Genomic DNA, 15,035 nt, shown 5'->3' on the forward strand with positions numbered 1-15,035 from the left:
AATGGTGCTACAGGTACAATTACAGGTAAAACTGCTAATATCGGCGGTGTAACAGTAAATGGTACAACAAACGATATTACTGGTTTGTCTAACATAACTGTAACTGGTGCAGATTTTGCAACGAAAGGCCGTGCAGCTACTGAAGAACAATTGAAAGCGGTAGGCGAACAAACATGGCAAATCACTGCAGATAAAGATGCAGCTACTTCTGGTGCTCAAACAGGTACTAAGAAAAATGCTAAGGTCGGTAAAGACGATAAAGTTCAATTGATCGCTGGTGAAAATATGACAGTGAACCAAAACGAACGAGACTTTACATTCACCCTTAACAAAGACCTTGTGAAGATAAACTCTGCAACCTTTGAAGCCACAGGTGGTAAAACGACTATTATTAAAGGCGATAGTATCGTTCAAACTGATGGTACTAAGACTAATACTGCTACAGCAGCTGGCAACACAGTAGCCGATGGCACTAAGTCCACAGAAACGACTGCAGCTGGTCAAGTGATAAAAGATGGTACTAAGTCTAATAAATCTACTGTAGATAGTAATGTAATTGATGATGGTAATGGTAATAAGAATACATCCAATGCAACATCAAATACGATTACAGATGGAACAAATACATCTACTGTAACTGCTGGCAAAGCTAACATCGGAAATATTGCTGTTGATGGTGTGAATAATAAGATTACTATGGGGAATGGTGCAAACCCTGTTACATTAGATGGCGCTAATGGCCATTTAGATGGTTTAACTAATACAACTTGGGTTCCAGGAGTAACAAAGGCTACTACTGGTCGCGCAGCTACAGAAGATCAATTGCAACAAGTATCTGATGCAGTTGGTGCTGGTTGGAATGTGAATACTGGTGCCGTTACTGGTTCAAGTGGTGTATCTAATGGTGCTACCTCTACAAAGGTATCTAGTGGTGAAGAAGTAAAACTTCAAGCCGGCGATAACCTTGTCATCGACCAAAATGGCAAAACAGTATCGTATTCCTTGAATAAAGACCTTACTAAGATGAATTCTGCAACCTTTGAAGCAACAGGAGGTAAAACAACTGTCATTAAAGGTGATAGTATTGTTCAAACAGATGGTGGTAAAACAAATACATCTACTGCTGCGGGTAACACTGTTGTAGATGGCAATAAATCCACTGCTACAACTGCTGCTGGCACTACAATTACTGATGGTACTAAGACGAATACATCTACAGCTGATAAAAATGTAATTGATGATGGTGCAGGCAATAAGTCTACTTTCACTAAGGATGGCATAACGATTACAAAAACTGGTAAAGATACGGTTTCCTTGACTAACAATGGCCTCGATAATGGCAAAAATAAGATTGTTAATGTAGCTGCTGGTACGGCTGATATGGATGCAGTTAATGTTAGTCAATTGAAAGAGTATGCCGCTAAGTCCACTACAGAATTGACTGCTAATAATGGTGAAATTGCAGGTAATACGAAGGGTAATATTGTATTAACTAAGACAACTGCTGCCGATGGTCATACCATTTATGACAATAAGTTGAATGATAAAATCACCCTAGGCGCTGCCGATCCAACCAAGGCAATTACAGTAGATGGTACTGCTGGTACTATCAAAGCAGGCAAGGACGGAAATGCGGTGGCTATTAATGGTACAAATGGTACTGTGAAAGCTGGCGATGGCACGAATGCGGTAGCTATCGATGGTGTAAATGGTTCTGTTGCGGTAGCAGATAAGATTACTCTTAATGGCAAAGATGGTAAGGCTGGTATTGGTACTGTAGGTATCGACGGCAAGGATGGTATTATCACAACTGGTGGTACGAATTCTGTGAAAGTTGATGGATCTACTGGTACGGTAACAGGATTAACTAATAAAACTTGGACACCAGGTTCTATTGTATCTGGTCGTGCTGCTACAGAAGATCAATTGAAATCGGCAGTAGCTGATTCTGGTTGGAAGGCGACTATTGGCACTGATGGATCTGGTCAAAGCCATGTTGTAGGTACAAGCCCAGAAAAAATCAAGGCTGAAGAAACGGTTACTTTCAAAGCAGGCAACAACATGATAGTAACTCAAGACGGTAAGTCCATCAGTTATGCTGTAAATCCTGAGCTTACAGACATGAAGTCTGCTACATTTAAGGATGCGGCTGGCAATACAACGGTAACAAATGGTAATGGTATGACTATTACGCCAGGTAGTGCTAATCCTACGAACCCAAATGCAGGACCTGTATCATTGACTAAGGATGGTCTTAATAATGGTAATAATCAAATTAAAGGAGTCGCACCTGGTACGGATCCAACAGATGCAGTAAATGTTGGTCAATTGAATGCATCTAATGCAAGTACTAGCCAAGCTATTAATCAAGTAGCAGCTGAAGTACAACGTGTTGGTGCACATGCAGCTGCTATGGCGGCATTGAAGCCAATTCAATATGATCCATTGGAGCCAACACAAGTCATGGCTGGGGTTGGTAACTATCGCGGTGAAACTGCGGCAGCTCTTGGTCTGGCCCATTATACAAATGAAAACACTATGTTCAACGTAGGCGTTTCCGTTGGTGGTAATCATAATATGGTTAATGCTGGTGTAACTCACAAATTTGGTTATAGTCCAGAAAAGAAAAATATTCCAGATCGTTATAAAGCAGGCCCTATTAGCTCTGTGTATGTAATGCAAGATGAAGTATCTAGTCTTAAGAAGGAAAATGCGGAACAAAAATATGTTATCGCTGATCAAGCGGCTCGTTTGACTACGTTAGAAGCTGAGAACGAACAACAACGTCGTGAATTGGCAGAAACGAAGAAGGGCTTAGATGATTTGAAAGCAGCGGTAGATAAATTGTTAGCATCTAAAGGCTAAATAACACATAATTGATAATAAAAATCAAATTATAAAAATACAAGAATCTTGAAATAAAATAAAGAACCCTCTTAACTACAATACTTATACCTTGTTAGGTATAAAGTGTATGTAAGAGGGTTCTTTGCATTTTTGATATATATTATTATTTAAATGGCATAGTACATGAATGAATTCTCATATGTTATATGATATAATACGTTGATAGTATGGGGGGGATTTAATGTGATTCTTTTGGGAATGTTATAGGGAGTCATTATGATAGACGCTATACAACGATGGTTTTCAGTAGATACCATATTACCGACAAAGGATCGCCTGGGGCCGGTAGATTCTACAAAAAACTTATATAGTAAATACTTAAAAATTGCATGGCCTGCTACCTTGCAAGGGCTCATGATGCAGTTGATGACTGCCATTGATTTGGCTATGGTAGGCTCCTTAGGGGCCTCCGCATTGGCCTCTGTAGGTATCATGGGACAACCAGAAATGGTTATGCTTGTCATCTGCCGTGCTTTATCGATTGCAGTAACTGCAATTATTGCCCGTCGTCATGGTGAAGGCGATGTAGATGGTATGAATGCAGTGCTCAAGCAATCGATTCTACTGAATTTTTTAATTTATATTCCATTGCTCGCTATATGTTTATTTAATTTAGAGCATATTTTGCGATTTACGGGAGCAGAGGATAGCTATATTGAAACCGCTGTTTGGTATGGTCGATTCATTGTTATGAGCCTTGTGTTTCAGTCCTTTAGTCAAATTGTAGGAGGTGCCCTCATTGGATATGGCAATACAAAGGTCATTTTTGAATCCAATGTAGTCGGTAATATTCTAAATACAATTATGAATTTCTTCTTAATCTATGGTATTGCCTTTTTTCCAGAATTTGGTGTCATGGGGGCGGGTATTTCGACACTCATTAGTAGTGCTGTTACCGCAGCATTGTTGTTGCGGGCTATCTCGCGACATACTAAGACTGGCCTCACCTTGTTGCATCCATCAAAATGGTGCTTTGAGCGTTCCGTACTCCATACGGTATTCCACGTAGGGGGCAGCTCTTTAGGTGAACAATTCTTTGAACGATTTGGAATGTATACGTATACTATGATTGTCGCATCCCTTGGTGCCATACCATTGGCTGCGCATTATGTGTGCATGAATTTAATGGATATATTCTATTACTTTGCAATGGGGCTTGGATTTGCCGGCGCCTCTCATACAGGTCAAAACTTAGGACATAAACGACCTGATTTAGCGAAGGCTTTTGGTCGTATCGGTGTTCGTATAGGGCTTTTTGTAGGACTTGTTAGCGGTCTTATCTTCATTGGTGCAGGCCATTTACTTGTGCAAGCTTATACTCGTGAAAGTGAGGTCCTCACATTGGCTACATCCTTGATGGGCATTATGGCCATTGCAGCTTTTCCACAAGCATTACAACAGGTTTTTGCTGGAGTGTTAAAGGGAGCCGGAGATACATTTTATATAATGAAATATTCATTAGTAAGTATTGCTGTTATTAGGCCCATTATTACCTATGCTCTTTGTATCACGTTGGGGTTAGGCTTATATGGGGCATGGATTTCTCTATGTTTGGATCAATCTATACGTTTAGTATGTGCTTATATACGATTTATTGGTGGTTTATGGCAGCATAAGGCTGTATAGGTATATTGAAAGTTTTAAAATAGTTTATGAAAGTTTTATGAAAATACACTTGCTTAGTAATTGGGAATAGTATACAATACAGATGTGGAATAAATGACACGTTGGGGAATGTGTTGTTTACAAAAATTATCAATTTCACGTATATATGTAAGGGATATATATATGAATGTAAAGAGGCATCGGCCATTTTAGGTCGATGCCTCTTTTATGTATATGCACAAATGATATAAGCCCCAGATAAACTGGGGCTGTAATAAGTTTATGAGATTGATTATAAATTATTAGATTCGAGCCATGCTGTAATAGCCTTTCGACCAGCAGTTGGTAAAGCAGAAGATAAATCTTTTGCAGTTTTACGAATTTTTATGATATCAACACCTGCATTGGAGAGTTCTGCACAGTGTCCAACAAGCCAACTTTCAATAACAGTTGGATCTGCTTCTAAATGAAATTGTAACCCCAGAATTTGGTTGCCCATAGAAAAAGCTTGATTAGGGCAGAGGTCGGTTTCTGCAAGACGGACCGCTCCTTCCGGAATTTCAAATTCATCGCCATGCCAATGAAGAACTGGAGTATCTCCTAACAGTGCTAATGGAGTGTGCTGGCCTTCTGCGGTAAAGCGTAATGGACCAAAACCGATTTCTTTTTTGCCATGGCTCATAGGACCTACGTGCCCACCCATAATGCGAGAAATAAGTTGTGCACCAAGACAGATGCCTAGTAGAGGTTTTTTACTATCTATACAATCTTTAATAAATTTAATTTCATCAGTTAAGAATGGATATATCTTTTCGTCATAAGCACCAATTGGGGCTCCACAAACGATGATGAGATCTGCTTTAGTTGCGTTATATTGGTTGAAATCAGCGAGGGGAGCTTCAATATATTCTAGTGTAAAGCCTCGTTCTGTTAATAAAGATTCTAAAATACCAGCATTTTCAAAATGTATATGACGGATTACATAGGCTAATTTATTCATAGTGCCTCCTTATGATTAGATATATACTTTACTAGTAAGTATATCACTTTCTATAGAATCTTATGTGAGGTTTAGCACACATTACTATTTATCTATAAGTAGGAAATAGTTATTTTACTCATAACTATATCGATAAATATCGTTGACATGTCCTGAAATTTGTATATAATGGTGAAAGTAATATGAGCGCCTTAAGAGAGGAGTTCGGTGCTGTTCGTGATACAATAGATGAGGAGGACTAACATGAACAAGTATATTGCTGAGTTTATCGGCACAATGATTTTAGTATTTTTTGGTACTGGTACGGCTGTAGTAACAGGGGGCTTTACAGGTGGTGTAGGCGGTGGATTTTTAGGAGTAGCAGCTATCGCTATGGCATTTGGTTTGACTATCGTAGCTGGTGCGTATGCAATTGGCCATATTTCCGGCTGCCACGTTAATCCAGCGGTATCTCTTGGTGTATGGTTATCTGGTCGCATGACCTTTAAGGATTTCATTGGTTATGTTATTGCTCAAGTAATTGGTGCTTTTGCTGGTACCGGTCTATTGAGTTTTGTCGTAAATAGTACAAAATTCTTATCCGGTTATGGTGCAGATGGCTATGGTGACTTAAGTGCTGTTGGTTTATCCATGGGAGGCGCTTTTGTAGTAGAAGCATTTTTAACATTTGTATTTGTTTTAGTCATACTCGGTGTGACGGCCAATAATAAAATGTCTGCTGTGGCAGGTCTTGTAATTGGTGCTACGTTAACAATGTGCCACTTAATTGGGATTCCATTGACTGGTACATCTGTAAATCCAGCTCGTGCATTAGCTCCAGCAGTGTTCACAGGTGGTGAAGCATTATCTCAAGTTTGGCTCTTTATTGTAGCTCCATTATTAGGTGGTGCTATTGCCGCTGTATTCCATCGTGCATGGTTTTCCGTTAAAGATGAAGACTAATTTTATATTTCATATTCTAAAAACGCCTGTTATCAGGCGTTTTTTCTGCTTTTAAGTGCTATATTAGAAATTAATTTGCATTGATGATTATCTATATATTCATATATAATTCATTAAAACATTGATTTTTTTCGAAGAGTTGTGTAAAATATAATTATCGTTTAAAAAGCCCTTATGTGTGTAAGGGTGATTAATGGAGGGAATTATACAATGAATAAAAAATTAGTAGCTCTATTGGCTGTAGCTACAATGGGTATTTCTGTTGTAGGTGCTACACCACAAACACAATTTACAAAAGGTGAAACGCAAGTAGATCTTGGCGCATCTAGCGTTGAAACAAAAACTGGTGGCGTTGATTACGCTCATAAATGGAACTTTGATGGCGATATCACTCATGCATTGGGGAATAAAACAGCTATTCAATATGGTTACCATGGTTTGAACTCTAAACATTCCGATGCTAATATGCACGAAGTAAACTTGATTCAAACATTGAGCAAAAACTTTGCATTGTATGGTGGTTGGGGTCGTATTCACAATGATAAATTCGACAAAACTAACAATATTGCACAAGCTGGCGTAATTGCTAAAGCTGATCTTGGTTCCAAAGTAGCTGTATATGGTAAAGCAGGTGTAGGTACTCATAACACTACAACTTGGGAAGCAGGTTTAGGTTATAAAGCAACTGATGATCTTGATATCAATGCTGGTTACCGTTATATTAACAGCAAAATTAATCATCATCAAAACGCAACATATCAAGGCCCTGTAGTTGGCTTGTCCTATCGTTTTGGTGGTTCTGAAAAAGCTGAACCTATCGCTGTAACTCCAGCTCCTGTAGTTGAACATACTGCACCACCTGTACAAAAACCAGCTAAAGCTGATTACTATGTACAATCCATTTATTTTGATTCTGACCAAGATGTTCCTCGTGCAGACCAAGGTTCTAATTTACAAGCTGCATTAAACGCTGCTAATCAATACAAAAATGATCAAGTAAAATTGTTGGGTAATGCTGATACTGATGCTAACCCTCAATACAATATTGGTTTGTCAGAACGTCGTGTACAAGATGTTGCACAATATTTGGTAAATCATGGCGTAGATGCTAATCGTTTGATTGGTATTGCTAATGGTGATGCTAAACCTGTTGCCACTAATGCAACTGCAAATGGTAAAGCTGAAAACCGTCGTGTAGATGTTTTCATTCACCGTTAATCTAATCCTCTACAATCTAACTTAAACTTACATGAGTCCATCTTTTCGTCTCTCTATATATTTTGAGTGCGATAAGATGGACTTTTGTGTTATACTAAATCTATTAGAAATACTACTGTACAGGTGGATGAGATCTTATATCTGCTATATGTCATATAGCTTTCATTTACATTGTGTACAATACTTACCATGTGTTTAGTAAAAGTGAGTTATTAGTATGGAAAAATTTAAATATTATAAGGAAATTATCGGTGCAATTATTTTAGCTGGTATTATGATATTGGTAGCCTTGCGTATCAGTGATATTGCGTCAGGTATTGATGCATTGATAACGGCCTTTGTTCCGCTTATTGTAGGTGCTTGTATGGCTTTTGTCCTTGATATCCTCGTTGTTCGTTATGAACGGTGGTTATGGCCAAGTATTACAGCCGGTTGGCGTTATAAGATTAGGCGTCCGTTAAGTATTGTTCTATCTTTTGTGACAATTTGCCTTATTGTATACTTTATTGCACGGATGGCCGTGCCACAATTAGTGCACTCTATCACTCTTATCGTATCTGCAGTGCCTCAATTGTATGTTGAATTTCAACATTGGATTCAACATTTGAGTAATACCGTTCCATTGGCATCGAATCAAACCTTATTAAATACCTTAAATGGTGAAAGTATCGTAAATTATACGCGTGAGTGGGGCACCAAGGGTGGTACCTATGTAGTCAATACGATGGGAACCGTTTTATCTTGGACATTAAATATTGGCTTAGGTCTTATTTTTGCCATTTATATGTTGCTTGATAAGGAGCGCCTTATTCAACAAGGAAAACGTATTTTGAAAGCCTATGCATCTGATACGTGGGTAAACCGAGTTACCTATGTAAGCCGTGTGGCTGTTCAAACATTTAGTAGTTTTTTTGTAGGGCAGTTTATCGATGCCTTGATTTTAGGTATTATGGTAGGTATTACATTGTGGTTATTTAATATCTCATATGCCACGACTATTGCCTGTGTTATTGGCCTTACGGGATTGATTCCGTTAGTTGGTATCTATATTGGTGGCATTATGGGGGCTATTATTTTGCTCACCATTAGCCCTATGGATGCATTAATTTATGTTATTATTCTAGAGATTTTGCATCAAATTGAAAGCAATGTCATCTATCCTAAAATTGTTGGCAATTCGGTTGGATTACCTGGATTGTGGGTATTTGCATCCGTTATTATTGGTGGTAGTTTGATGGGGGTTACTGGTATGATTATAGGCGTGCCATTAGTAGCAACCTGTTATAAACTATTGATGACTGATGTTGAAGAACGATTGGCCTCAAATGAGGTCTTGTAGGACTTGATAGTCTCAGTTGAAAATGTTTATAGTTCATAGTTTTATTTGAAGGTTTGTAGAATCCGATAGATACTTGGGAGGATTATAATGAATAAAAAATTACTATCTCTGGCTTTGACTGGTGTATTAGCAGTTGGTATGTTTACTGTAGCCACACCTTATGAAGCGCAAGCGCGCAAAACTAAACCAGAAACTAGCACTGACATTACGATTAAACGTGCTCCTGGCCAATCTGTAGTTATGACAATGAGTGAAATTGGTACGATTTTCCAAAATCGTTTTCCTAATGCTGCATTACATTCTGTTGAATTGAATTCTAATGATTTGGCATATGCATACAAGGTGACCGGTTATAGTAAATATCACGAATATAAAATGAAGATTGATATCATAACTGGTAATCAATCTGATATGAGTGAAGGTAGTAAACCTAAACGCGTGGTAGGTGAAATCTTTAATAAAGATAGAGTGATTGAACCATCGCAAGCTGAAGCTGTGGCAAAGGCTAAATTAGGTTCTGATGCTGTTATGAAGGGCTGGAAAGTTGAAGCTCATAATGATAAAGTTAATTACTATGTAACCATGCATCAAAATGGTAAGAAAACCGTGGTTACTGTCGATGGTAATACAGGTGCTTACATTGAACAAAGTAAAGCAACTAAATTACCTCCAGAACCAGATCAAGGTTTTGACAAACGCCGTACGAACCTCGTATGGGGCCATGATATTGTTATGGATAAAAAATAATAGTAAAAGCATCTCCATCAAATGCTAGTTCACAAGAGTTTGATGGAGATGCTTTTTTAAAAAAGAGAGTAAAAATCTGAATGATTTTTACTCTCTTTTGCATATATAGAATGAGTGCAGGTTACCAACGATTTTCGTAGTATACTTGTGTCCACATGATAACCTCGATAAGAGATGGATGTGGGCTCATTGTTTCGCCAACTGTAATAACAGATTTAGGATCCATATTACGCATAATACCTTTTTTACGTAATCGTTTTGTACGTTCCGATGCAATTTCTTCGTTAATAGCAGTTAATGGTGTTATACCACTATTCATGAGATTTACGTATGGTTGGAATAGAATAGAAGCTTGAGGTCCTATTACATGGATACCAAGAATGTGGTTTGTATCTTTGTCTATCACAATTTTTACAAAGCCGTCGTTTACATCACCAGGATCAATGCCCATAGCATAGCCTTTGGCAGTAGAGGAGTAGAAGTTTTTTCCTACGCCTACATTATAACCAGCCTTAATTGCTTCTGCTTCGGTAAGACCTACGCTACCGATTTCAGGATAGGAGAAGGTAACTTTTGGCAACACGTCGTAGCGGGCCCAACGGAAATCTGCTTCATTTTTGGCAAAGTAAAGATTATGTGCAATGATATCCGCTTCGTAGTTTGCGCGATGACGGAATGCAGGTTCGCCGTTCACATCGCCTAACGCATAGATGCCGTCCACAGATGTTTCAAGAAACTCGTTTGTTTTGATCCAGCCCTTAGGCCATGTTTCAATACCTGTATTTTCAAGGTGTAACTCTTCGGTAGCAGGGCGGATGCCAGCGGCTACAAGAATTTCTTCCACCTTAGTTTCTGTGATTTCACCTGTTGTACGATCTTTTGTAACGACGACTTTTAAGCCATCTTCTTGGCGAACCTCTACGGTATCTTGATTTAGCATTACGTTAATACCACGTTCTCTATAATTGTTAAGGAGATGTTCGGACATATCCGCCTCTTCCTTTGGTACTAGGCGTACATTATGCTGAATAATTGTTACGTCGGTACTAGCAGAGTCAAATACATGAGCGAACTCTACGCCGATAGGACCAGCGCCTAAGATGGCAAGGGATTTGTACGGTTGTTTCGGGAACTTATCGCCAAATAAACTTTCACTAGAAAGGAAGCCTACCTCTTTTAGACCAGGTACATTTGGAATATTACTGTAACCACCAGTGCCAAGGACGATGGTTGGGGATGTAATTTCTATGATGCCAGAGCCGTCATTGAGGTGGATGTTCATCACCTTATCGGACACAAAGCTTGCAGCACCGCGATATACATCCACATTGTCATACGCGTTATAGTAATCATAGATGCCTGCAGACTTGTCAATCATATGCCATGTACGTTTGGAAACAGTATCCCAATCCATTGTCGCAGCACTTACGTGAACACCAATTTTACTAAATTCTTTTACTTCCTGAACTGCATTGGCTGCTGTTACCATAACTTTTGTAGGAATACAACCACGAGTAAGGCATGTGCCACCAAATTTACCTTTTTCTATGATAGCCACTTTGAGGCCTTTTTTTATAGCAGCATCGGCTACGATAGTTGCACCGCCTGTGCCAACTATAATAATATCGTATTCTTTCATGTTGATCCCTTTCTATATATACTAATAGTTATTATCATTAATTTTATTATACCATTACATTGAAATAAATCAATATAATAGAGTGAAGAATCTGTTGTAAAGGCTGAATTGTAAAATATGTTTTAGCTTTCATAAAAAGAAAAGACGACCCAATGGATCGTCTTGTTCTAGATAATGTTTTAATTCCAGTTTTCATTATAACCGCGTTTTGCATAATCTGCAGTAGCAGTGAAAAGAATATCTGTACTAGAATTAAGTGCTGTTTCTGTGGAGTCTTGTAATACGCCGATAATAAAACCTACACCAACTACTTGCATAGCTACATCGTTGGAGATACCAAATAAGGAACATGCCAACGGAATAAGGAGCAAGGAACCACCTGCTACACCAGAAGCACCACAAGCACCGATAGTAGCGATAATAGATAGAAGGATAGCAGTAGGAACGTCTACAATAATACCTAGGGTATGTGCCGCAGCTAATGTCATAACTGTAATTGTAATTGCAGCACCACCCATGTTGATAGTTGCACCCAATGGAATGGATACAGAATACATATCAGGGTTAAGTTTCAAACGTTTAGCCAAGTCAAGGTTGACAGGAATGTTGGCTGCAGAGCTACGTGTAAAGAATGCGTAGATAGCCGATTCACGTAAACATTTGAACACCAATGGATATGGGTTGCGACGTAGGTAGATGAAGGATAAAAGTGGATTGATTACCAAGGCTACGAAAATCATGGAGCCTAACAGGAGTACAAGTAATTGGAAATAGCTGATAAGAGCCTCAATACCATTAGTAGCAATAGAGTCAGCAACTAGACCCATAATACCAAGAGGTGCAAAGCGGATAATCCAACCGACTACAGTAGTAATTGCTTGAGAGATGGATTCCATTACTTCTTTTGTATTCATTGGTGCATGACGTAGGGCACCGCCGATGATAAGAGCCCAACCTAAAATACCGATGTAGTTAGCGGACATTAAGGCTTTTACAGGGTTATCTACAATATTTTTAAGTAATGTTTTCATGACTTCTGCAATGCCTTGTGGTGGCGCTGCATCAGCTGCACTGGCTGCTAGATGCAATGTAGTTGGGAAAAACCAGCTGACAAGTACTGCAAGTACGGCGGAAAGAAACGTACCCAATAGATATAGGGTAATTACGGAGCCCATACCTGTTTTTTGTCCGGATCGATGTTTACTAATCGCTGCAATGACTAAGAAAAATACAAGGATTGGTGCAATACCTTTAAGGGCACCAACAAATAGCACACCTAATAGCGATAATTCATTTGCAATATCAGGGATATAGAGAGCCGTCAAAATACCAATAATCATACCGATAATAATTTGTTGAATGAGACTGACTCTATTAATAGATTTCATAAATCGATTCATAATAGACTCCAATACTTAATTAGACTACATAAAACAATGTGTTATACCCTTACAATGAGTATAATAAATAAATCCTTTTAGAAAAGACATATGTCATTATATAACGAACATTATTATAATTCAATAGAAAATACTATTTAAATTATACTTTTTCATTACTAAATGTATTTTATAATCCTTTGTATATATAGTATATATATATAAGATATGTTCAAGTTCTAGAATGTAATCGTTGGTTATGGTATACTGTCAACATGTGATATTCTTGATTATGAAAGTGGGTACCATGAATACTAAAGAATTTAACACGTATGAAGACAAAGAACAATTTGTGCAAGGTGTATTTTCTAATATTGCCAAGCATTATGATTTGATGAACACGTTGCTCAGCTTTGGGCAAGATTATTTCTGGCGTAAGTTCGCCATTAAAGAAATGAATATTGGTCCTTATCAACATGTGCTTGATGTGGCTTGTGGTACTTGTGTATTTACAAAGGAAGCATTGCGTCAAGAACCGACTTTGACAGTAGAAGCATTAGATTTTAATGCAGAAATGTTAGAGCAAGGTCGTGAGCGTATAGCACAAGCGGATCTTTTGGACCAAGTAAACCTAGTACAAGGTGATGCTATGGCATTACCATATGCAGACAATACATTTGATGCGGCCATGAGTGGCTTTGCAATGCGTAATGTACCAGATATTAAACAAGTATTATCGGAAATGCAACGGGTTGTAAAACCAGGCGGTAAGGTTGTAGTTTTGGAGCTTGCTAAACCAAGTGCATTTGGATTTAAGCAATTATATAATTTCTACTTCTCCTATATATTACCTATTATAGGCAAGTTGAGTAAGGATAATTCTTCCTATGCGTGGTTGCCGGAATCCTTGCGTCGCTATCCTCATCAAAGCGAGATTTTAGAAATCTGGAAATCGCTAGGCTATGAAAACGCTACCTATACTGAATTAACAGGTGGCATTGTGGCTGTCCACGAAGGTGTTGTGCCAGAGTCTACTACAAAATAATATAAAATAAAGACCGTATAACATAGTTAGTATCGTATGTTATACGGTCTTTTGTTATGTTTGTTGTTTGAAAGTAATTGAGTATAGAGTGTAGCCAATTATATTGTTAGAACATAAATATAGCGTGTAGCTAACAATCTATAAACAATAGTTGTTATTGTAGATAGTATACAATATCTGCATTTTGGGATACGATTAAAGATCCTTTTTCGACAGGTGTAGAAGTGCTAAGATTTGCGGCAAGTACCTTTGCACTTCGGTAGTAGCCTTGATCGAATGTACTTATTTCAGTGTTGCTAATGTTTACAGTTTTTACAGGACCTAAGGTGCGACCTAGAGCAGCAGCAATTACCTCAGCTTTGTGTTGACCATTTTGGATGGCTTCTGTCGTTAAAGAATCGGATAACTGTTGAGATGGGTCATTTTGGAATGAAAGACTGTTTATGTCATTTGCACCAGCATTGACAGCTGCGTCTACGACTTTACCTACACTATCCAAGTTGTTGATTTTAACCGTTACAAGATTGGATACTCTATATCCTGTATTAATGCGTTTGCCTTCTTGGTAGTCATTAGTAGGATTAATTGAAATATTAGACGTGTAAATATCTTTTTTTGCAACGTTTAAATTTGAAAGTCTGCTAATAAGGTCGCTCATGATGCGATCATTATTTGATTTAGCAGCATTGATATTTGTGTTTTCGCTTGTAATACCTAGAGTGAGTATTGCATAAGTAGGTGCCACAGAACGAGAAGCCTGACCTGTAACATGGATTTCAGATGTATCAAAGGATCCTTGTGGTGCTGCAAAGCTTGCCGTAGCAACAGATGCACATATAGCAGCCAAAGCAACAGTTTTAGTGAATAAGCGTTTTGAGAATTTCATATATCTCTCCTTGTATATAGTATTAAAAGAACAGGGAAGGAATCTCCCTTTGAGATATGACATGTATATCTTCATTAGTATAGGATTAATAGAAGGAGGAGAAATGCTCTTCATTAAGACATAACATGTATATCATCGTAAGTATATTGTACAAAATAGATTGTGTAAAATCAATGTATTTTATGGAAAAATGAGTTAAAAGTGAAGTTTTATAAAAGTGAGAATTAGGGGTTGCATAGGTATGTAGTTTATACTATAATAACCATACAGTCGTTGAGGCGACTGTTTATTAATGAGGAAACGTAGATAGTATCTATATTCTTCGTTG

At 38.1% G+C, this 15,035-nt stretch carries 11 protein-coding genes; 7 read left to right on the forward strand and 4 right to left on the reverse strand.

Annotated elements, in window-relative coordinates; translation table 11 throughout:
* The coding region (locus Q0E20_RS08725) for a YadA-like family protein (protein WP_295999082.1) at positions 1-2,865 on the forward strand (2,865 nt) is incomplete at its 5' end.
* 258 nt (positions 2,866-3,123) lie between these two features.
* Positions 3,124-4,533 carry an MATE family efflux transporter gene (locus Q0E20_RS08730; RefSeq protein ID WP_295999084.1) on the forward strand — a complete coding sequence of 470 codons (1,410 nt, stop codon included), beginning with the start codon at positions 3,124-3,126 and terminating at the stop codon, positions 4,531-4,533.
* A 271-nt stretch (positions 4,534-4,804) separates the two neighbouring features.
* Here the strand turns inward: Q0E20_RS08730 and Q0E20_RS08735 are convergent, their stop codons facing one another.
* Complete coding sequence (locus Q0E20_RS08735) at positions 4,805-5,512, reverse strand: glutamine amidotransferase (protein WP_295999087.1); 708 nt, start codon at positions 5,510-5,512, stop codon at positions 4,805-4,807.
* Positions 5,513-5,755: 243 nt separating this feature from the next.
* Between Q0E20_RS08735 and Q0E20_RS08740 the strand changes: the two genes are divergently transcribed.
* The 4 genes from Q0E20_RS08740 to Q0E20_RS08755 all read left to right on the forward strand — a co-directional run bounded on the left by Q0E20_RS08740 (position 5,756) and on the right by Q0E20_RS08755 (position 9,758).
* Positions 5,756-6,454, forward strand: coding sequence for an MIP family channel protein (locus tag Q0E20_RS08740; RefSeq protein ID WP_295999090.1), 699 nt, complete (start codon positions 5,756-5,758; stop codon positions 6,452-6,454).
* A 210-nt stretch (positions 6,455-6,664) separates the two neighbouring features.
* Positions 6,665-7,672 (forward strand): OmpA family protein, encoded by a 1,008-nt coding sequence (locus Q0E20_RS08745; protein WP_295999093.1) that lies wholly within the window; start codon positions 6,665-6,667, stop codon positions 7,670-7,672.
* Between the two features lie 217 nt (positions 7,673-7,889).
* Positions 7,890-9,011, forward strand: coding sequence for an AI-2E family transporter (locus Q0E20_RS08750; RefSeq protein ID WP_295999095.1), 1,122 nt, complete (start codon positions 7,890-7,892; stop codon positions 9,009-9,011).
* 87 nt (positions 9,012-9,098) lie between these two features.
* Positions 9,099-9,758, forward strand: coding sequence for a PepSY domain-containing protein (locus Q0E20_RS08755; RefSeq protein ID WP_295999098.1), 660 nt, complete (start codon positions 9,099-9,101; stop codon positions 9,756-9,758).
* A gap of 121 nt (positions 9,759-9,879) precedes the next feature.
* On the opposite strand, the gene Q0E20_RS08760 is transcribed toward Q0E20_RS08755, so the two are convergent.
* Positions 9,880-11,397, reverse strand: a complete 1,518-nt coding sequence (locus Q0E20_RS08760; protein WP_295999100.1) for an NAD(P)/FAD-dependent oxidoreductase — start codon at positions 11,395-11,397, stop codon at positions 9,880-9,882.
* Between the two features lie 179 nt (positions 11,398-11,576).
* Entirely contained in the window at positions 11,577-12,797 is a 1,221-nt protein-coding gene (sstT, locus tag Q0E20_RS08765; protein WP_295999105.1) for a serine/threonine transporter SstT, read from the reverse strand.
* Positions 12,798-13,083: 286 nt separating this feature from the next.
* Here sstT and Q0E20_RS08770 point away from each other — a divergent pair, with 286 nt between their 5' ends.
* Complete coding sequence (locus Q0E20_RS08770) at positions 13,084-13,821, forward strand: ubiquinone/menaquinone biosynthesis methyltransferase (protein WP_295999107.1); 738 nt, start codon at positions 13,084-13,086, stop codon at positions 13,819-13,821.
* A 154-nt stretch (positions 13,822-13,975) separates the two neighbouring features.
* On the opposite strand, the gene Q0E20_RS08775 is transcribed toward Q0E20_RS08770, so the two are convergent.
* Positions 13,976-14,707, reverse strand: coding sequence for an SIMPL domain-containing protein (locus tag Q0E20_RS08775; protein ID WP_295999110.1), 732 nt, complete (start codon positions 14,705-14,707; stop codon positions 13,976-13,978).
* Positions 14,708-15,035 lie beyond the last annotated feature (328 nt).

This window comes from uncultured Veillonella sp., assembly GCF_934230905.1.
In the GTDB taxonomy this organism is placed as follows: domain Bacteria; phylum Bacillota; class Negativicutes; order Veillonellales; family Veillonellaceae; genus Veillonella.

What these genes read in the sequence shown, in the direction of transcription:
- Q0E20_RS08755 (WP_295999098.1), top strand. Translation starts at nt 9,099, where the DNA reads ATGAATAAAAAATTACTATCTCTGGCTTTGACTGGTGTATTAGCAGTT.
- sstT (WP_295999105.1), bottom strand. Translation starts at nt 12,797, where the DNA reads ATGAATCGATTTATGAAATCTATTAATAGAGTCAGTCTCATTCAACAA.
- Q0E20_RS08735 (WP_295999087.1), bottom strand. Translation starts at nt 5,512, where the DNA reads ATGAATAAATTAGCCTATGTAATCCGTCATATACATTTTGAAAATGCT.
- Q0E20_RS08730 (WP_295999084.1), top strand. Translation starts at nt 3,124, where the DNA reads ATGATAGACGCTATACAACGATGGTTTTCAGTAGATACCATATTACCG.
- Q0E20_RS08760 (WP_295999100.1), bottom strand. Translation starts at nt 11,397, where the DNA reads ATGAAAGAATACGATATTATTATAGTTGGCACAGGCGGTGCAACTATC.
- Q0E20_RS08740 (WP_295999090.1), top strand. Translation starts at nt 5,756, where the DNA reads ATGAACAAGTATATTGCTGAGTTTATCGGCACAATGATTTTAGTATTT.
- Q0E20_RS08745 (WP_295999093.1), top strand. Translation starts at nt 6,665, where the DNA reads ATGAATAAAAAATTAGTAGCTCTATTGGCTGTAGCTACAATGGGTATT.
- Q0E20_RS08750 (WP_295999095.1), top strand. Translation starts at nt 7,890, where the DNA reads ATGGAAAAATTTAAATATTATAAGGAAATTATCGGTGCAATTATTTTA.
- Q0E20_RS08775 (WP_295999110.1), bottom strand. Translation starts at nt 14,707, where the DNA reads ATGAAATTCTCAAAACGCTTATTCACTAAAACTGTTGCTTTGGCTGCT.
- Q0E20_RS08770 (WP_295999107.1), top strand. Translation starts at nt 13,084, where the DNA reads ATGAATACTAAAGAATTTAACACGTATGAAGACAAAGAACAATTTGTG.